The sequence below is a fragment of the Aquabacter sp. DMC10 genome (genome assembly GCF_056314145.1).
The window spans coordinates 277,433-297,533 of the sequence record NZ_JBQUYX010000004.1; the positions used below are offsets into that span (position 1 = coordinate 277,433).

A 20,101-nucleotide genomic window follows, 5' to 3' on the forward strand; every position below is an offset into this window, starting at 1 on the left:
AAGATGGGCCGTTTCACTTGCTGTGCCGCTGCCGTGCCGTCATCGCCATGTAGTTTCCCCGGCAAACGCTCTAAATTGGCGCATTAATATTTGGCAATGTCCGTTCCCGTCCGGTTCTGCACCTGGAGCTTGGGCGCGCTGCATGCTAGTGGCTTGAGCACGACCATGAGATGGACTGGGGGCGGTCATGGCAACGGTGCGAGACGGGGCAGGTGCGTCCGGCAAGAGCGTTGCAAGCCTGTACCAAGCCTCCACGGCGCGGCTGAAACTGTCCACTGCCCTGTCCAGCACCTTGGCCGGCCTCGCCTTCATGGTCGGCGCCGGCGTCGACGGGGTGGCCCTTGCGCAGGCGGTGGTTTCGGTCCCCTACATATCCACCGTCGTGGGCGCGGGCGGGGGCAATGGGGGCAGCGATGACTACCACGTCTCCGACGCCCAGGGCGGATCCGGCGGCGGGGGCCAGGGCTTCGGCCTCAGCACCTTCCAGGTCAGCGGAAGCACCAGCGGTACGTCCACCGCGCTGGCCATCCTCAATGCCGGCGGCGTCGGCGGTGCGGGCGGATATGGCCACAGCTGGACCGGCTATGGCTCGGGTGGCGCTGGCGGCGCCGGCGGATGGGGCGGCGAACAGACCATCACCATCACGAATGTGACGGCGGCGACCACCGGCGATACGGTGACCATCCAGTCCCTGGGCGGCGCCGGCGGCTCCGGCGGCTACGGCTTCAGCCGCTCCGACTGGGCGCAGGGGGGCGCGGGCGGCGCCGGCGTGGGCGGTGGGGCGGTGACGCTGAGCGTGGCCAATTCGACCCTGTCCACCGGTTCGCAGGCCATCTTCATCCTCACCATGGGCGGCGGCGGCGGTGCGGCCAATTACGGGACCTCCCTCACTGCGTCCGGCACCGGGGGCGCAGGCGGCACAGGCGGCGTCGGCAATTGGATCGACCTGACCATCTCCGGCTCCACCGTCACGGGCGGTGCGGGCGGCAACGGCTTTGCCGTGTTCGCCCAGTCCGCCGGCCAGACCGGGGGCACCGGCGGCTATGCCAGCTCAGGCACCACCACGGCCCGCGGCGGCGCCGGCGGCGCGGGCGGCACGTCCAGCACCTTCGTCTCCGCTTATGGCACGATGAGCAATTCCACCATCACCGGCGCGGCGGGCGGCATTCAGATGCTGTCCACCGCCGGCTGGGGCGGCTTCGGCGGAGATGCCTCCAGCGGCACCGGCAATTCCTATGGCGGCGCCAGCGGCAATGGCGGCAACGTGGTTGGAGTGACCGGGCTCAACATTTCCGGCTCCACCATCACGGCCAATGGCGGGGCGGCCATCATCGTCTCCTCCGTGGGCGGCCTGTCGCAGGCGGCGGGCTGGGCCTCCAGCGACACCTCCGGCTCCTATGGTGGCAATGGCGGGAGCGGGGGCAATGGCAATACCTCCAAGCTGATCCTGTCCGGGTCCACGGTCAGCGGCAGCACCAACGGGATCACCGTATGGTCCGGCGGCGGCGCCGGCGGTGCGGGCGGATCGGGCTCCGGCGGCACCGCCCATGGCACGGGCGGCAATGGCGGCCAGGGCGGCAATGGCGGCTATGCCTATGCCCGCATCTCCGGCGGCAGCATCTTCAGCGCCAATGGCACGGCCATCGTCATTTCCTCGGCGGGCGGCGCGGCCGGTGCTGCGTCGGAGGGCCATTCCACCGGCGACAGCGCCCAGGGCGGCCTCGGCGGCACGGGCGGCAATGGCGGGGCGGCGGGGCTGTCCTTGTCCGGCGCGGCAGTGGCCGGGGCGGTGGGCATCCTGGTGCAATCCGTCGGCGGCACCGGCGGCACTGGCGGCGAGGGGGATTCCACCGTCGCCAACGCCACCGGCGGCAATGGCGGGGCGGGCGGCAATGCGGGTGCGGTGACGGTCTCCGTCTCCGGCGGCACGGTCCAGCCGTGGGGGGCGGCCCTGGTCGCCCAATCCAATGGCGGCACGGGCGGCACCGGCGGCTATGGCTATGGCGGCACTTCCGATTCCTGGGGTGGCACGGGCGGGGCCGGCGGCAATGGCGGCACGGTCAACGTGACGCTGTCCAACGGGGTCGTCCTGTCCACCGGCGGCGCCAATGCCCCGGCGGTGGCGCTCTCCGCCAACGGCGGCACCGGCGGCCCGGGCGGCGCGGCCCGGTCCGACTGGTCCGCGCAGGGCGCCAATGGCGGCACGGGCGGCACGGGGGGCACCGCCGCGCTGACTGTGGGCGGCACTGTCACCGTCTGGACCGGCGGCAACAATTCCGCCGCCATCCAGGTGACGGCCAATGGCGGGGCCGGCGGCGCGGGCGCCGCGCCCGATGACAGCCTGAACGAGACCGGCGGCAATGGCGGCAATGGCGGCAATGCCGCCTCCGGCACGGCGGTGAGCGTGGTCATCCAGGCCGGCGCCAATGTCTATACCAAGAGCTTGGCCTCCAACGGCGTCATCGCCCAGAGCCTGGGCGGGGCGGGCGCCAACGGGGCGAGCGTCGGCGGCTTCTTCGGCAGCGATGGCGGGCAAGGCAGCCCGGGCGGCACGTCGGGCTTCGTCTATCTGAACAATGCGGGGCGCATCACCACCAGCGGCGACCAGTCCATCGCGGTGGTCGTGCAGTCGGTGGCGGGCGGCGGCGGCAATGGCGGTTCCTCCGATGCCATCATCGCCCCCATGGGCGGCAATGGCGCGGCCAGCGGCGATGCGGGCGGGGTGACCGCGATCAATTCCGGTGCCATTTCCACCTCCGGCAATTATGCCCACGGCATGCTGGTGCAGTCGGTGGGCGGCGGCGGCGGCAGCCTCCTGGGCGGCGCGGGTTCGTCCATTTCCGTGGGCGGCACCGCCGATTCCGGCGGCACCGGCGGCGGTGCCGAGGCGCTGGTGCGCAATTCCGGCACGGTCACCACCACCGGCGCCTTCTCGGATGGCATCCTCGCCCAGTCCATCGGCGGTGGCGGCGGCAATGGCGGCGGCGCGGGCGGCCTCGGATCGCTGGGCGGCCAGGGCGCCTCCGGCGGCAATGCGGATGTCACCAAGGTCTATAATAGCGGCCTCGTCGCCACCTCCGGCCGCGATGCCATCGGCATCACCGCCCAGTCCATCGGCGGCGGCGGCGGCCGGGGCGGCGGCGCCATGTCCGTGGGGCCGGGCGAGGCGGCGGCCATCGGTGGCGGCGGCGGCGGCGGCGGTGCGGGCGGCAATGTCTATGTGAAGAATTCCGGCGCCAGCGCCACCACGCTCACGGTCTCCACCACCGGCCGCTATGCCACCGGCATCCTCGCCCAGTCCATCGGCGGCGGCGGCGGCGCGGGCGGCAATGCGGTGGCGGCCACCATCGGCTTCGTGGCGCTGGCCATTGGCGGCACGGGCGGCGGCGGCGGCAGCGCGGCGGATGCCGCCGTGGTGAACGAGGCCGGCATCAAGACGACGGGCGACCGGGCCTCAGCCATCATCGTGCAATCGGTGGGTGGCGGCGGCGGCTCGGGCGGGGCGGCGCTGGCCGCCAGCGCGGGCCTTTATTTCGCGGCCGCCGTGGCGCTGGGCGCCTCCGGCGGCAGCGGCGGGGCGGGCGCGGCGGCCTCCGCCACCAATTCCGGCACCATCTCCACCGCCGGCGCGGATTCCTTCGGCGTCCTCGTGCAGTCCATCGGCGGTGGCGGCGGCAATGGCGGCTCCTCGGCGGCCTATGCCATTGCCGCCGGCATTGACGGGGCGGCCTCGGTGTCCGCGGCGCTGGGGGGCTCCGGCGGCTCGGGCAATACGGCGGGCAATGCCAGCGTCACCAATTCCGGCACCATCGCCACGTCCGGCGCCGGCGCCACCGCCATTCTCGCCCAGTCCATCGGCGGCGGCGGCGGCACCGGCGGCGATGCCTCCGCTTTGTCGGTCTCGGCCTCCACGGCGCCCTCCATCTCCGTCTCGGCGGCGCTGGGCGGCAAGGGCGGCTCGGGCGCCAATTCGGGCACGGTGAGCGTCACCAATTCCGGCACCGTCACCACCTCCGGCGATTTCGCCGACGGCGTGCAGGCCCAGGCCATTGGCGGGGGCGGCGGCAATGGCGGCGTGGGCTCCACCTCCTCCAATGCGGTCAACCTCACCGGCAAGACCTCCATCTCCCTGTCGCTGGGCGGCGGCGGCTCGGGCGGCGAGGCCGGCAATGCCTATGGCGTCACCGTCACCAATTCCGGCACCATCGGCACGGAAGGCGCCAGCGCCAAGGGCGTGTTCGCCCAGTCGGTGGGCGGCGGCGGCGGCGCGGCGGGGGGCGGCGTCGCCAATTCCAATGGCGGCCAGGTGGCCATCGGCGTGACGCTGGGCGGGTCCGGCGGCGGTGGGGGCGCGGGCGGCACCGTGACCGTGACCAATACCGGCACCATCACCACCACCGGGGATGATGCGGACGCCATCTTCGCCCAGTCGATCGGCGGCGGCGGCGGCGTGGGCGGCAGCGCGTCCAGCACCACCAAGGCGGGGACGGACAATCTGGCCGACCTCAGCAGCAAGCTGACCAATTCCAGTTCCTCGTCCTTCGGCCTCAGCGTCGCCCTGGGCGGCTCGGGCGGCGGCGGCGGCGATGGCGCGGCGGTGACCATCACGTCCGGCACGGCGGCGGCGGGCGCCACCGTGACCACAACCGGCGACCATGCGGTGGCGATCTTCGCGCAATCGGTGGGCGGCGGCGGCGGCAAGGGCGGCGCGGCGGCCGGCACCGAGAGCGGCGGCAAGGTGGGCCTGACCTTCTCGCTGGGCGCAACGGGCGGCGAGGGCGGCAAGGCGGGCGCGGTCACGGTGACCAGCTATGGCACGGTGAGCACCGCCGGCACGGATTCCATCGCCATCCTCGCCCAATCCATCGGCGGCGGCGGCGGCAATGCCGGCAATACCAACAGCGCAGCCTCCGCCAAGATCGGGCTTGGCGGCGCGGTGGGCGAAAATGGCGCGGGCGGCGGCATGGGCGGCGTGGTCACCGTGACCACGGGCGGCACCATCACCACGGCGGGCGACCTCTCGGACGGCATCCTCGCCCAATCCATTGGTGGCGGCGGCGGCGTCGGCTCCACGGCCGGGGCGGACGCCCATGCGGCCGGCAAGCAGTCGGTGTCGCTGGCGGCGACGCTGGGCGGCTCGGGCGGCGTGGGCGGCATCGGCGACACCGTGACGGTGGCCAATGGCGCGGCGATCACCACCAGCGGCGACCATGCGGACGGCATTCTCGCCCAGTCCATTGGCGGCGGCGGTGGCAAGGGCGGCGCGGTCTCCTCCAAGGGGGCAGGCGGCGCCTATAATATTTCCGCGGCTCTCGGCGGCTCGGGCGGCGCGGCCGCCTTTGGCGGGGCAGTCACGGTCACCAATACGGGGGTGGTGCGCACCTCCGGCGACCAGTCCATCGGCATCCTCGCTCAGTCCGTGGGCGGCGGCGGCGGCAGCGCGGCGGGCGCGGCCTCCTCGGCCAATGGCGGCAGCGTGGCGGTCAGCTTCACGCTTTCGGGCGGGGGCGGGAGCGGCGCCTATGGCGGCACCGTGCAGGTGTCCACCACGCGCAGCGTCATCACCACCGGGGAAGGCTCCACCGGCATTCTCGCCCAGTCCATCGGTGGCGGCGGCGGCAATTCGGGCAGCGCCTCGGACACGGCGCAGGCCAAGATCGGCGTGGGCGGATCGCTCGGTCTGGCGGCGGGCGGCGGCGGCAATGGCGGCACGGTGACCGTGACGGCCTCCACCGGCGGCAGCTCCACCACCTATGTGGCCACCACCGGCTCCCATGCGGACGCCATCCTGGCGCAATCCATCGGCGGCGGCGGCGGCAATGCCTCTGCGGTCAGCAGCAAGGCGGCCGGCGCGGGCAATAAGGGCGTGGGCGTCAGCCTGTCCATGGGCGGGGCCGGCGGCGATGGCGGCAATGGCGGCACGGTGAACGTCTATAACGGCACCAAGGCCCTGCCGGCAGCCATCGTGGTGGCCAAGGGCGAGGAGGCTAGCGCCATTGTCGCCCAGTCCATCGGCGGCGGCGGCGGGCGCGGCGGCGCGTCCTCCAGCGCTACGGACGGTTCGGGCATCGCCAATGTCTCGGCGACGCTTGGCGGGTCCGGTGGGTCCGGCGGCACGGGCGGCACGGTCAATGTGGTCAGCTACGGCATTGTCAGCGCCGAGGGCGGCCATGGCAGCGCCATCCTCGCCCAATCCATCGGTGGCGGCGGCGGCAATGCCTCGGCCACCAGCACTTCGTCCTCCGATTTGAAGGCGGACGCCAATATTTCCGCGACGCTGGGCGGCTCCGGCGGGTCCGGCGGGGATGGCGGCGCGGTGAATGTGACCAGCCTCGGCGCCCTCTTCACCAAGGGCACGGCGGGGACCGCCCTCATCGCCCAGTCGGTGGGCGGCGGCGGTGGCAGCGCGGCGGTGAGCCAGGCCAAGGCCTCGGGCGGCAAGGTGTCGCTCACCTTCGGTCTCGGCGGGTCCGGCGGCTCGGGCGGCGATGGCGAGGCGGTCACCGTCAACGCCTCCGGCGACATCTCCACGGTGGGCGCCAATGCGCTTGGCATCCTCGCCCAGTCCGTGGGCGGCGGCGGCGGCAATGCGGGCAGCGCTTCCAATGCGGCCAGCGCCAAGATCGCGCTCGGCGGCTCCATCGGTGGCGCCGGCGGGGCTGGCGGCGATGGCGGCACGGTGACCGTGACCCTGGGCACCGGCCTTGCGGCCTCCACCATCGTCACCACCGGGCTTGGCGCCGATGCGGTGCTGGCCCAGTCCATCGGCGGCGGCGGCGGCAATGCCGCCTCGGGCGATGGCAAGGCGGACGGCGCAGGCGGACAGGGCGGCAGCCTGGAGGTGACGCTGGGCGGCGCCGGCGGGGCGGGAAGCACGGGCGGCACAGTCACCCTCACCAATGCGGGCGCCACGCTGGCGGCCATCTCCACCTCGGGCGACCATGCCAATGGCCTGGTGGCCCAGTCCATCGGCGGCGGCGGCGGCCGGGGCGGGGCCTCCAGCTCCACCACGGGGGGCACAGGGGTGGGCACGCTGAGCGCGGCTCTGGGCGGGGCAGGCGGGGCGGGCGGCACCGGCGGCGGCGTTACCCTCACCAATGCGGGCACGGTTTCCACGGCCGGTGCCCATGCGGATGCGCTTATCGCCCAGTCCATCGGCGGGTCCGGCGGCAATGCGGTGCTGGCCAGTTCCACCAGCGCCGATGCCAAGAGCGATGTCAGCATCTCCGCCTCTCTCGGCGGGTCGGGGGGCGCCGGGTCCACCGGCGGCGCGGTGAATGTGACGCAAAGCGGCACCCTGGTGACCAAGGGCGCCTTCTCGTTCGGTATCCTCGCCCAGTCCATCGGCGGCGGCGGCGGCAATGCGGGCGCGACCGCCGACACCGGCAAGGGCGGCAAGGCGGCGGTGACGCTGGGCCTCGGCGGCACGGGCGGCGCCGGCTCCACCGGCGGCACGCTCACCATCACCAATGCCGGCACCATCAGCACGGAGGGCCAGAATGCCACCGCCCTGGTGGCGCAATCCATCGGTGGCGGCGGCGGCAATGGCGGCAGCGCGGTGAATGCCGCCACCGCCAAGATCGGGCTGGGCGCCGACCTCGGCGGCACCGGCGGCGCAGGCGGCGTGGGCGGCACCGTGACGGTGACGCTCGCCGCCGTGGCGGGGTCGGAGATCATCACCAAGGGCAGGGCGGCGGACGGCCTGCTGGTCCAGTCCATCGGCGGCGGCGGCGGCAATGCGGGCACGGGCTCCGGCAAGGCCGATGGCGCCGGAGGCGATGGCGTCAGCCTGACGGTGGCGCTGGGCGGCACGGGGGGCACCGGCGGCACGGGCGGCGCGGCCAACCTCTATAACGGCTCCGCCACCCGCGCGGGACAGGCCATTTTCACCCACGGCGATGGGGCCAATGGCATCATCGTGCAATCCATCGGTGGCGGCGGCGGCAAGGGCGGCGGCTCCACCTCCAGCGCGGGCGGCACCGGGGTGGCGGCCCTGTCCGCCAGCATCGGCGGCACGGGCGGCACCGGCGGTGCAGGCGGCACGGTGACGCTGGACAATTTCGGCGCGGTGTCCACCAGCGGGGCCCATGCACTGGGCATCCTCGCCCAGTCCATCGGCGGGGGCGGCGGCCTTGCGGTCCTGTCCAATTCGGTGGCCTCCGATGCGGCGAGCGACGCCAATGTGGGCGCCTCCATCGGCGGGGCCGGCGGCTCGGGCAATGACGGCGGCACGGTAACGGTGGCCTCGGACGGGGTGATCTCCACCACCGGCGCCTTCGCGTTCGGCATCCTCGCCCAATCCATTGGCGGCGGCGGCGGCGCGGCCGCGCTCACGTCGGAGAAGGGCTCCGGCGGCAAGGTGGATGTGGGCTTCACGCTCGGCGCCTCGGGGGGCACCGGCGGCGATGGCGGCACGGTGACCGTGACGGTCGGCGCGGCGATCTCCACCGCCGGCCAGGGCGCCACCGGCGTCCTCGTCCAGTCCTTGGGCGGCGGCGGCGGCACGGGCGGCAGCGCCACCAGCGCGGCAACCAGCAAGATCGCGCTGGGCGCGGCGCTGGCGGGCGACGGCGGCTCGGGCGGAGCGGGTGGAACGGCGGGCGTCACGCTGGCGGGGGCGAAGGCGGGCCTCGTCATCGCCACGGCCGGCAACAGCGCCGATGCGGTGCTGGTGCAGTCCATCGGCGGCGGTGGCGGCACCGGCGGCAATGGCGACGGCAAGGCCACCGGCGCCGGCGGCAATGGCGCCTCGGCGCAGGCGGCGCTGGGCGGCAGCTTCAGCGGCTCCGGCGGCGCCGGCGCCACCGGCGGCGCGGCAAGCATCACCAATGGCGGGAGCGGCGTTACGACGATCGCCGTCCACACCACGGGCTTCGGCTCCAATGGCCTGGTGGCGCAGTCCATCGGCGGTGGTGGCGGCGTGTCCGGCCATGCGGCCTCGGCGGCGGCGGGCACGGCCAAGGCGACCTTGTCCGCCAGCATCGGCGGGGCGGGCGGCAGTGGGGCGACGGGCTACAATGCCACCGTCACCAATGCCGGCACCATCGTCACCGAGGGCGGACATGCCTCGGGCATCTTCGTCCAGTCCATCGGCGGTGGCGGTGGATCGGCGACGCTGGCGGGCACCACTGGCACCGGCCAGAGTTCCGACTTCCAGCTCTCGGCGTCGCTCGGCGGGTCCGGCGGCACCGGCGGGGCGGGGGGCACCGCCACCGCCACCAATTCGGGCGACATCTTCACCTATGGCAGCTTCGCCCACGCGATCCTCGTCCAGTCGGTGGGCGGGGGCGGCGGCAATGCGGGCGCCACCACCTCCACCGGCACCGGCGGCACGGTGAACCTGTCGCTGGGCCTTGGCGGGTCCGGTGGTTCGGGCGGAACAGGCGGCACGGTGAACGTGACCTCCGGCGGCATCCTGATGACTGAGGGCGAAGGCGCCAGCGCGCTCGTCGCCCAGTCCATCGGCGGCGGCGGCGGCCGCACCTCGGCTGATAGCACCGATGCGACCGGCGGCACGGTGAACGGATCGCTCGCCATGGGCGGCAGCGGCGGCTCGGGCAATACCGGCGGCACGGTGAACGTGACCTTGACCGGAACCATCGCCACCAGCGGCGGCGCTGCGGCGGGCATTCTCGCCCAGTCCATCGGCGGCGGCGGCGGCCTGGCGCTCAGCTCCAGCGCCAATGCCAGCACCAAGGTCGCCCTCGCTCTGACGCTGGGCGGCTCCGGCGGCAGCGGCAATGATGGCGGCGCGGTGAATGTGGACCTGTCCAGCGCGGCGGCCATCGTCACCGCGGCCAAGAATGCCCATGGCATCCTCGCCCAATCCATCGGCGGGGGCGGCGGCATTGGCGGCACCGGCTCGGCGGAGTCCATCGCCAGCCTCGCCTTCGGCGGCAATGGCGGCAGCGGTGGCAATGGCGGCGCGGTCACCATCACCTCCGCCGGCACCATCGAGACCGCCGGGGCAGGGGCGAATGGCATTCTCGTGCAGTCCATCGGCGGCGGCGGCGGGCTGGCGGGCGATGCCTCCAGCACCGTCCTCACCGTCGCGGACGGCCAGGTGGGTACGGGCGGCGGCACCGGCAATGGTGGCCTTGTCTCCGTCACTTCAACCGGCACCATCCTGACCACCGGCGCCAATGCGGCGGCCATCAATGCCCAGTCCATCGGCGGCGGCGGCGGGTCGGTGAACACCGCCAGCGTCAGCGGCGTCGGCACGGCAGGCGGATCCGGCGCCGGCGGGGCGGTGAATGTCTCGGTGGGCGGCAAGGTCGCGGCAACCGGCGCCGGCTCCGCCGCCATCTTCGCGCTCAGCACCGGCGGCACGGGGGCCGGCAACATCACGGTCGCGCTCGATACGGGCGCGGTGGTGCGTGGCGGATCGGGGAGCAGCGGCGCCGGCATCCTGCTCTCGGGCGGGGCGGACAATCTGGTGACCATCGCGCAGGGCGCCGTGCTTTCGGCGGTGAGCGGGCAGGCGATCCTGGCCGGTTCCGGCAATGACAGCGTCATCAATGCGGGAACGCTCACCGGCAGCGTGGACCTGGGCACCGGCCAGTCCAGCCTCGCCAATTCCGGCCTGTTCAATTCCGGGGCCGTGGTTCAGCTGGGCGGCGGCACCTTGAGCATGGCCGGTCCCTCCGCCGTGCTCTCGCCCGGTGGCAAGGGCACCATCGCCACCACAGCCATCGCCGGCAATTTCACCATGACCTCCGGCACGCTGCTGGTGGATGCGGACTTCCGCAAGCAACAGGCTGACCTTGTCACCGTCTCCGGCACCGCGCAGCTGGCCGGCACGGTGCAGGTGGTGCCCGCGAAGGTGGTGCCCAACGGGGAGGTGGTGTTCCTCACCGCCGGCCAGATCACCACCCAGGCCCTGACGGTGGCGGACACCTCGATTGCCTATCACTGGTCGCTGGTGCCGCAATATACTGGCGGCAACCTGACGGGTCTTGGCCTGAGCACGCAGGCCAACTTCGTGCCCGCGGGCGTGTCGCTCAATGCCAACCAGCAGGCCACCGCCCAGCATCTCCAGTCCACCTGGAATGCGGGCGGCACGAAGAATTCCGACAGGCTCTATTCCTCGCTCGCCTCCGCCTCCACGGCGGCGGCCTACCAGGCCGCGCTCAACAACCTCTCGCCGGAACTGCTCGGCGCGGTGGCCTCGGCGCGCACCACGGAATCGCGGGCGGTGATGAACCGCACCATGAGCTGCCCGGTCTTCGCCGACGACACCACGCTGCTGGTGGAGGACCAGTGCGCCTGGGCGCGCCTCATTCTCGGGCGCACCACCCAGACCACCTCCGCCAGCAACCAGGGCTTCTCCACCAATTCCATCACCGCCCAGACCGGCATCCAGGCCCGCCTGGCACCGGACTGGTTCGGCGCCTTCTCGGTGGCCTATCAGGAGGCCTGGACCTCGGGGGCGGGCAACAGCAGCTGGACCTCCGCCAGCGGCCTCGACGTGACGGCGGCCCTGAAGCATCAGGTGGGGCCGTGGCTGTTCGCGCTGGCCGGGGACTTCGGCTATATGAGCGCCGACAGCACCCGCACCATCACGGCCATGGGGGCGAGCCCGCAAAGCTCGTCGGACACCTACAGCCTCACCGGCCGCTTCCGTGTCGCCTATGACATTCCCTTCAAGGATTGGTACCTGCGGCCCTATGCGGACTTCGACGTGTCCTATGTGACCGTGCCGGGCTATTCGGAATCCGGCTTCAGCGGGTCCGAGCTGCAGATCCAGGGCCAGAGCCAGACCACCTTCATCTTCAGCCCGAATGTGGAGATTGGCGGTCGCTTCAACCTCGCCGATGGCACGGTGCTCCGTCCCTATGCCACGGCGGGCGTGTCCTTCCTGTCCAATGACAGCTGGGTCACCACGGCCAGCCTCATCGGGGCGACGGCGGGTTCGGGGACCTTCGATACCATCACCTACATGCCGAGCTTCGTGGGCAATTTCGAGCTGGGCCTGCAGGTGCTGACGGTCAAGAACGTGGAATTCAAGCTCGACTATGGGCTATCCGTCGGCCAAGACTATCTGTCCCAGGCCGGCATGGCCCGTATGGCGGTGCACTTCTGATGCAGGACCAAGACGTGATCGAGGCCGGAAGCGAGGGCGCGGCGGCGGAGGCGGCGCCCACCCTTCCGGGGGCGGGAGAGGGCGTGCCTGTCCCCCTCACCACCGAGCTGAGCTGCTCGCGCGGCTTCGCCGATTGGCTGGCCCAGCACAATGTGAGCCTGGCCTTCTCCTCCTACCAGAGCGGGCAACTCTTCCTCATCGGCCGCTTTCCCGATGGCACGGTTTCCTTCCACCAGCGCGACTTCGTGCGCGCCATGGGGCTGTGGGCCGAGCCCGGCCGGCTGTTCCTCGCCTCGCTGCTCCAGGTCTGGCGGCTGGAGAATGTGCTGGCGGACCACGAGCGGGCGAACCAGCATTTCGACCATCTCTACGTGCCGCGCACGGCGCGCATCACCGGCGATGTGGACGCCCACGAACTGGGCGTGGACGGGCGCGGGCGGGTGATTTTCGTCAACACCAAGTTTTCGTGCCTCGCCACCTTTAGCCTCACCCATTCCTTCCAGCCGGTCTGGAAGCCCAAATTCATCTCCCGCCTGGCGGCGGAAGATCGCTGCCATCTCAATGGCATGTGCATGGAGGGCGGGCAGGTGCGCTATGTCACGGCGGTCAGCCGCACGGACGTGGTGGATGGCTGGCGCGAGCACAAGGCGGGCGGCGGCGTCGTCATCCGGGTGGAGGATGACGCGGTGGTGGCGGAGGGCCTCTCCATGCCCCATTCGCCGCGCCTTTATGGCGGCTTCCTGTGGGTGCTGGATTCCGGGCGCGGCTATCTGGTGCGCATCGATCCGGCCACCGGCGAACGGCAGGACGTGGCCTTCTGCCCCGGCTTCCTGCGCGGCCTCGCCTTCCATGACGGGCACGCCATCGTCACGCTGTCCCTGCCGCGTTACCTGAACTTCAAGGGCCTGCCCATCGATGAGGAGATCGCCCGGCGGGGCGGGCAGCCCTGGTGCGGGGTGCAGGTCATCAACCTTGCCACCGGCGACATCGTGCAGTGGATCCGGCTTGACGGCCATATCCGTGAATTGTTCGACGTCACGGTCATTCCCGGCGTCGCCTGCCCCATGGCGGCCCCGCTCCAGGGGCCCGACCTTGCCAACCTCATCACGGTGGAAGCCCCGCCGCGCTCCCTGGACGCGCCCGGCCCGCCCTGAGGTGGGGTGAAGAGATCAGCCCCGCGCCGCCCGGCGCGGGGGCTCTTCCTCGTCGAACGTGCCCTCGAACACGCTGATGAGCGCGCGCCGGATGGCCGACTGGCGGGCGGCGGAGGTGATCTTCGCGCCCATCAAATCGGTGACATAGAACACGTCCACCGCCCGCTCGCCGAAGGTGGCCACGTGGGCCGAGGCGATGTTGAGGTTGAGGCGCGAGAGCGTGGTGGTCAGCTCGAACAGGAGGCCAGGCCGGTCGAGGCCGGAGACCTCCACCACGGTGTGGCGGTTCGACCAGCTGTTATTGACCGTCACCTCAGGCTCCACCGTGAAGGTTCGCCGGGCCTTGGGCAGCTTGCGGGCCATCACCTCCGGCAGGCGCACGGAGCCGGTCAACGCCTGCTCGATGGCCTCGCAGATGCGGCCCGCGCGGCGCTCCTCATCCTCGTCCCGGTCGAAGGCGCGGCGCACCGAGATGGTGTCGAGCGCGAGGCCGTCCGTGGTGGTGGAGATCTGCGCGTCCACGATATTGGCGCCCGCCGCCGCGCAGGCCCCGGCGATCACCGCCAGCAGCTTGGGATGATCGGGGGCGAGCACGGTGAATTCGGTGATGCCGCGCGCCTGCTCCATGTCGGCGCGGGTGGAGAGCGCCTTGCCGGCGGCCTCGGTGGCGGCGATGAAGCGGGCATGGCGGACCTTGGTGTCCAGGTCCATGCGCAGCCAATAGGGCGGATAATGGCGCGCCGCATAGGCCGCGAACGCTTCGTCCGACCAGTCCGACAGGGCATGGCGCAACTGGTTCTGGGCGATCTGCACGCGCTTGCCGCGATCCACTTCCGAGAAGCCGCCGGTCAGCACCGGCTCGGTCTCGTAATAAAGGGTCTTGAGAAGCTGCGCCTTCCAGCCGTTCCACACGCCCGGGCCCACCGCGCGGATGTCGGCGGTGGTCAGGATCAGCAGCATCTTCATGCGGTCGAGATTTTGCACCACGGCGGCGAAATTCTCGATGGTGCGGCGGTCGGACAGGTCGCGGGACTGGGCGACCGTGGACATGACCAGGTGCTGCTCCACCAGCCAGGCCACCGTCTCCGTCTCCGCCGCCGTGAGGCCGAGGCGCGGGCAGATGCGGCGGGCGACGCGGGCGCCGGCGATGGAATGGTCCTCGGGGCGGCCCTTGGCGATGTCGTGCAGCAGGAGGGCCACATAGAGCAAATGGCGCGGCTTGATGGTGCCCATCAATTCGTTGGCCAGCGCATTCTCGGGGTTGGTCTTGCGCTCGATCTCCGAGAGGATGCCGATGCAGCGCAGCAGATGCTCGTCCACCGTATAATGGTGGTACATGTTGAACTGCATCATGGCCACAACCTTGCCGAATTCCGGCAGGAAGCGGCCGAGTACGCCCACCTCATTCATGCGCCGCAGCACCGTCTCGGGCGCATTGCGCGAGCACAGCACCTCCAGGAACAGGCGGTTGGCCTCCACGTCCTCGCGCAGCTTGCCATCGATGAGGGAGAGCGAGCGGGCGGCGAGGCGCAGCGCATCCGGATGGAAGGCGAGGTCGCGCTTGTCGGCGATATGGAACATGCGGATCAGATTGATCGGCGCGCGCTCGAAGGCGGCCTCATCGGCCACGTTCAGGCGCTCATTGTCGATCACGAAATCCGGGCTTTCCTTCAGCCGCGTGCGCTTGGAGCCCATGCGCAGGCGGCCCACCATGCCCTTGAGGCCCGGCACCGGCTTGTCGTGCCGCGCCTCCAGCGCCGCCGACAGGATGGCGGTGAGGTCGCCCACTTCCTTGGCCACCAGGAAATAGTGCTTCATGAAGCGTTCGACATCCCGCTGGCCGGGATGCTCGGTATAGCCGAGGCGCTCGGCCATCTCCCGCTGCAGGTCGAAGGACAGGCGCTCCTCCGCCCGGCCGGTGAGGAAATGCAGGTGGCAGCGCACCGACCACAAAAAATCCTCGCAGCGGGTGAACAGGCGCACCTCGTCGCGGGTGAACACGCCCTTGGCCACCAGCTCATTGGCGGAGCGCACCCGATAGACGTATTTGGCGATCCAGAAGAGGGTATGCAGGTCGCGCAGGCCGCCCTTGCCGTCCTTGACGTTGGGCTCCACCACATAGCGGGACGAGCCGGCCTTGCGCAGGCGCTCCTCCCGCTCGGCCATCTTGGCAGCGACGAACTCGGCGGCGGTGCCTTCCACCACCTCGGCATCGAAGCGACGCTCCAGATCCTCGAACAGCACCTTCTCACCCACCAGGAAGCGGGCTTCCAGGATGGAGGTGCGGATGGTGATGTCGGCCCGCGCCTGGCGGAGGCACTCATCCACCGAGCGGGTGGCGTGGCCCACCTTCAGGCCCAGGTCCCACAGCATGTAGAGCACCGCCTCGGCGACGCTCTCGCCCCAGGCGGTCTGTTTGTAGGGCAGTACGAACAGGATGTCGGTGTCCGAGCCCGGCGCCATCATGCCCCGGCCATAGCCGCCCACCGCAACCACCGCCATGCGCTCGGAGCGGGAGGGATTGTCCACCGGATAGAGAATGGTGGTCGCCACCTCGAAGGCGGCGGCGATCACCGCATCCTGAAGGGCGGAGAGGCGCTGGGAGCAGGTGCGTCCCAACCCATCTTCCATGAGCAGGCGCTGGGCCTCGGCGCGGCCCTCGGCGAGGGCCTGCTTCATGCGCGCCACCACCGCGCGGCGCAGGTCCGGCTCCGGCCCCTTGTGCTCCCGTGCGATGGCGAGGACGTCCGCCTTCATCTTGGTGCCGAGGAACGGCTCGGCGATGGTGCGGGAAGACCGGTTCGTCCGCTGCGTACTCATGCGATACCGACGACCTTGCTGGCGTTGGCCCCGGGGGGATGAGAAATTTGCTTTAACGCAAACACAGCCCGCCGTCACGGCGCGGCGCGGCATGACCCATGGGAAGCTGGCGCCTGACCGCCGGGCCGCTGGGGAAGGCCCCGGCCGCGCCGTTAACCGCCCCTTAAATGGCCGCAATCGAAGGTCGAATAGGGACATCGAACCGGACGGGCCGCATTTCGCCTGCGCCGGGGGTGATGACGGATCCGGCGCTTTGGGGACCAACCGTCCCTTCGGATCTCCCGTTGGGCGAATCAGGCGCGGGAGAGCCGGGCCGCGCTCCAGGTGGCGCTGTTCCAGTGGCACTGGGCCCCGGGCGTGCGCACGGGTGGCCGCCCCGTCATGCTCCCCCGCGCATCCAGGCGGAGACGGCGCGTCGAAAGTCACACAATGGTGGACCAAGTCGCATGGCGTGGAACGGCAACGGAGACGGGGAACGACGCGAGCCCATGCTGGGCGCGCGCCCGGATGCCCGCTTCGACATCCGCCTTGATGCCAATGACCGCGCCGCCGGCGCGCCGCCCCGGGCGGAGCGCAAGACTGATCGCAAGCCCGACCGCAAGGCGGATCGCGCGCAGGTCACCCGGGCCGAGCCCCGCCTGTCCGCCCCGCCGGAGGATGGGCCGGACGACGGGCCGGACCGCGTGCCCCCGTCCCGGGTGGTCCCGGACATGAGCGCTCGGCGGGAGCCGGCGCGCGGCTCGGGCAGCGGACATGGCAGCGGACATGGCGGTGGCGCGCGCAGCGGCAAGGCCGCGCGGGCGCAGAAGGCACCGCGCCGCCGGCGCGGGTCCATCCTGTGGTTCTTCATCAAATGGGGCTTCGTGCTGGGGGTATGGGGCGTGCTGGTGGTCGGCGGCGTCATCGCCTACGAGGCCTCCAAGCTGCCGCCCATGCAGACCCTCATGGTGCCCAAGCGCCCGCCCACCGTCATGATCCAGGCGGCGGACGGCAAGCCCTTGGCCACGCGCGGCGACATGGGCGGGGCGGCGGTGCCCTTGAAGGAGGTGCCGGCCTATCTGCCCAAGGCCTTCATCGCCATCGAGGACCGGCGCTTCTACGACCATATGGGCGTCGACCCCCAGGGCTTTGCCCGCGCCATGGCGGCCAACCTCATCTCGCGACGGGTGCGCCAGGGCGGCTCGACGCTGACTCAGCAATTGGCCAAGAACCTGTTCCTGACCCAGGAGCGCACCTATTCGCGCAAGATCCAGGAATTGGTGCTGGCGCTTTGGCTGGAGCAGAAATTCACCAAGAACGAGATCCTCGACCTCTATATCAACCGCGTCTATTTCGGCGCCGGCGCCTATGGCGTGGAAGCCGCCGCGCAGCGCTATTTCGGCAAGTCCGCGCGCAACGTGACCTTGGCCGAGGCGGCCATGCTGGCGGGCATCGTGAATGCGCCCTCCCGCCTTGCCCCTACCCGCAATTTGAAGGCCGCCCAGGACCGCGCCGCCTTGGTGCTGGCCGCCATGCGCGACCAGGGGCTCATCACGCCGGACATGGCAGCGGCTGCGCTCTCCCGCCCCGCCGTTCTCGTGCGCCCGGCGGCGCCCGATTCCTCCGGCTATGTGGCCGACTGGGTCATGGACCAACTGGATTCCTATGTGGGCGAACTCTCCGGCGACGTGATCGTGCGCACCACCATCGATGCCGCCCTCCAGGGCGCCGCCCAGGCCGCGCTCACCGACGCGCTGGCCAAGTCCGGCGGCAAGTATGGCGTGGGGCAGGGGGCGCTCGTCTCCCTCGACACGGATGGGGCGGTGAAGGCGCTGGTGGGCGGTAAGTCCTATGAGGAGAGCCAATATAACCGCGCGGTCGTCGCCCGCCGCCAGCCCGGCTCGTCCTTCAAGCCCTTCATCTATTTGACCGCCTTGGAGCATGGCCTCACGCCGGACACGGTGCGCGAGGATGCGCCCATCCAGCTGAAGGGCTGGCGGCCGGAAAACGCCACCCACGACTATCGCGGGCCGGTCACCTTGCAGCAGGCGCTCGCTCTGTCGCTGAACACGGTTTCCGTGCGCCTGGTGCTGGAAGTGGGACCCAAGGCGGTGGTCGCCACCGCCAAGCGGCTTGGCATCACCTCCACCCTCGATCCCAACCCCTCCATCGCGCTCGGCACGTCCGAGGTGTCGGTGCTGGAAATGGCGGCGGCCTATACGCCGTTTGCCAATGGCGGCATCGGCGTCATCCCCTACGTGATCGACAACGTGAAGGCCGCCAACGGCAAGGTGCTCTATGCCCGGGCGGGGCAGGGGCCGGGACGGGTGATCGCGCCCGAATATGTGGGCGAGATGAACCGCATGATGCAGGAGGTGCTCATTGCCGGCACCGGCCGCCGGGCGGAACTGCCCGGCTGGCAGGCGGGCGGCAAGACCGGTACCTCGCAGGATTATCGCGACGCCTGGTTCGTGGGCTACACCGCCCGCTATGTCACCGCCGTCTGGCTGGGCAATGACGATTCATCGCCCACCAAGAAGGCGTCCGGCGCCAATCTGCCGGCGGAGATCTGGAGCCGCTACATGAAGGTGGCGCACCAGGGCCTTCCGGTGGCCGAGCTGCCGGGCGGCGGCCGCGCGCCGGGCTTCGGCTTCCCCTTCCCGCAGGGCGGCCAGCCGGACGATCTGCCGCCCGCCGTGGTCGGCTCCATCCCCCAGCAGGCGCCCCCGCAGCAGCAGGAGCCCATGACGCTGGACCGCTGGTTCGTGGATACGTTCCTGGGCGGGCGCAGATAAACTCTTATTCCGGCTGGTGGAGCGTCGGCGCCGGGCGGGTCACCGTGCGGCGCCCGGCCTTCATGGCGAAGAGCGGCTGGGCCAGTTCCGCCACCGCCTGGGCGCGGGTCTCGCAGGCGAGCGCCACCAGGTTCGCCGGATGGCCGACCTCAATGCCGTAATCGGAAACGTTCATCAGCTTGGCGGAGGACGCGCTCACCATGTCCAGGCAATCGGCCATGCCGGCGGGCGTCCCCACCTGGGCGACATTGGCATAGAGGTTGGCGATGCGCACCGTGGAGCAGTCGCCGAAGGGGGTGAAGGGGTTCAGCACATTGTTGGTGGAGAGCGAGCAGGTGACCCCGATTTCCTTCAGCTTGTGCGCCAGCGCCACGCCGCGCGGGACATTGTGGTCGTATTCACGGCCGATCAGGAACAGGTCGGTGGAGGGCAGGGCGGTGAGCGCCACCCCGGCCTCGGCGAGGCGCTTGCCCAACTCCAGGAGACGGGGTTCGGGCACGGCGGAAAGCTTGGTCACATGGCCGATGGCCACCCGCCCGCTCCAGCCGGTCTCTTCCGCCAGTCGGCAGACTTCCAAGAGATCCAGGTGCGAGGGGTCGAGCCCGAAATCCAGGTGGAAGTCGATGTCCACGTTGAAGCGCTGGGCGAGCGCGAAAATGCGGGCGATCTGGCCGTGGCTGTCCTTGTCCATATAGGGCGCCCCACCCACCACATCGGCGCCGGCCTCCAATGCGGCCACCATCACCTCCTCGCAGCCGGGATCGTCCAAGAGGCCCTCCTGCGGGAAGACGCAGAGCTTCAGGTCGATGGCCCAGGCATAGGCCTGCTTCAGCTTCAACAGCGCCTTCACCGAGGTGAGACCGATGCGCGGGTCCACTTCCACATGGGTGCGCATGCGCTGGGTGCCCTGGAGGATGGCCTTTTCCAGCGTGCGGGAGGCGCGGTCATACACGTCCTCCTCCGTGAAGCCCTTCTTGGCTGCGGCGACCGCCGCGATGGCCTCGTCCAGCGTGCCCTTCTGGCACTGACAGCGGCCGAGCAGGCAGGACTTGTCGAGGTGAATGTGGGTCTCGCAGAAGCCGGGCACCACAAGCCGGCCGCCCAGATCCTCCTGCGGCCCATCCGCCTCCAGCTTCACCTCGATGGCGGCGAAGCGGCCGTCCTTGATGCCGATGTCGACAAGGGTGTCCTCGCGGCCGGCGACGCGCGCATTGCGGAAGATATGATCGAGGCTCATGGGAAAGGGCTCCTTGAAATCGAGTGGGCCGCCG

At 71.0% G+C, this 20,101-nt stretch carries 5 protein-coding genes; 3 read left to right on the top strand and 2 right to left on the bottom strand.

The genetic code is table 11. From position 1 onward, the window contains the following. The first annotated feature begins 187 nt into the window (after positions 1-187). Positions 188-12,082: a hypothetical protein gene (locus ACT54L_RS13005; RefSeq protein ID WP_476086006.1), complete on the top strand. Its 11,895-nt coding sequence runs from the start codon at positions 188-190 to the stop codon at positions 12,080-12,082. Beyond that, the gene (locus ACT54L_RS13010; RefSeq protein ID WP_476086007.1) at positions 12,082-13,236 is read left to right on the top strand and encodes a TIGR03032 family protein; all 1,155 of its coding nucleotides are present in this window, start codon (positions 12,082-12,084) and stop codon (positions 13,234-13,236) included. Before ACT54L_RS13005 ends, ACT54L_RS13010 begins: the two co-directional genes overlap by 1 nt. Before the next feature lie 15 nt (positions 13,237-13,251). Here ACT54L_RS13010 and ACT54L_RS13015 read toward each other — a convergent pair whose 3' ends face one another. Continuing rightward, the gene (locus ACT54L_RS13015) at positions 13,252-16,056 is read right to left on the bottom strand and encodes a [protein-PII] uridylyltransferase (protein ID WP_476086008.1); all 2,805 of its coding nucleotides are present in this window, start codon (positions 16,054-16,056) and stop codon (positions 13,252-13,254) included. A gap of 488 nt (positions 16,057-16,544) precedes the next feature. On the opposite strand from ACT54L_RS13015, the gene ACT54L_RS13020 reads away from it, so the two are divergent. Next, complete coding sequence (locus tag ACT54L_RS13020; protein ID WP_476086009.1) at positions 16,545-18,830, top strand: transglycosylase domain-containing protein; 2,286 nt, start codon at positions 16,545-16,547, stop codon at positions 18,828-18,830. A 4-nt stretch (positions 18,831-18,834) separates the two neighbouring features. Here ACT54L_RS13020 and ACT54L_RS13025 read toward each other — a convergent pair whose 3' ends face one another. After that, positions 18,835-20,067 carry an amidohydrolase family protein gene (locus ACT54L_RS13025; RefSeq protein ID WP_476086010.1) on the bottom strand — a complete coding sequence of 411 codons (1,233 nt, stop codon included), beginning with the start codon at positions 20,065-20,067 and terminating at the stop codon, positions 18,835-18,837. Positions 20,068-20,101: the final 34 nt, after the last annotated feature.

Coding starts and splice junctions, on each gene's coding strand:
- ACT54L_RS13005 (WP_476086006.1), top strand. CDS start 188: ATGGCAACGGTGCGAGACGGGGCAGGTGCGTCCGGCAAGAGCGTTGCA.
- ACT54L_RS13010 (WP_476086007.1), top strand. CDS start 12,082: ATGCAGGACCAAGACGTGATCGAGGCCGGAAGCGAGGGCGCGGCGGCG.
- ACT54L_RS13015 (WP_476086008.1), bottom strand. CDS start 16,056: ATGAGTACGCAGCGGACGAACCGGTCTTCCCGCACCATCGCCGAGCCG.
- ACT54L_RS13020 (WP_476086009.1), top strand. CDS start 16,545: ATGCTGGGCGCGCGCCCGGATGCCCGCTTCGACATCCGCCTTGATGCC.
- ACT54L_RS13025 (WP_476086010.1), bottom strand. CDS start 20,067: ATGAGCCTCGATCATATCTTCCGCAATGCGCGCGTCGCCGGCCGCGAG.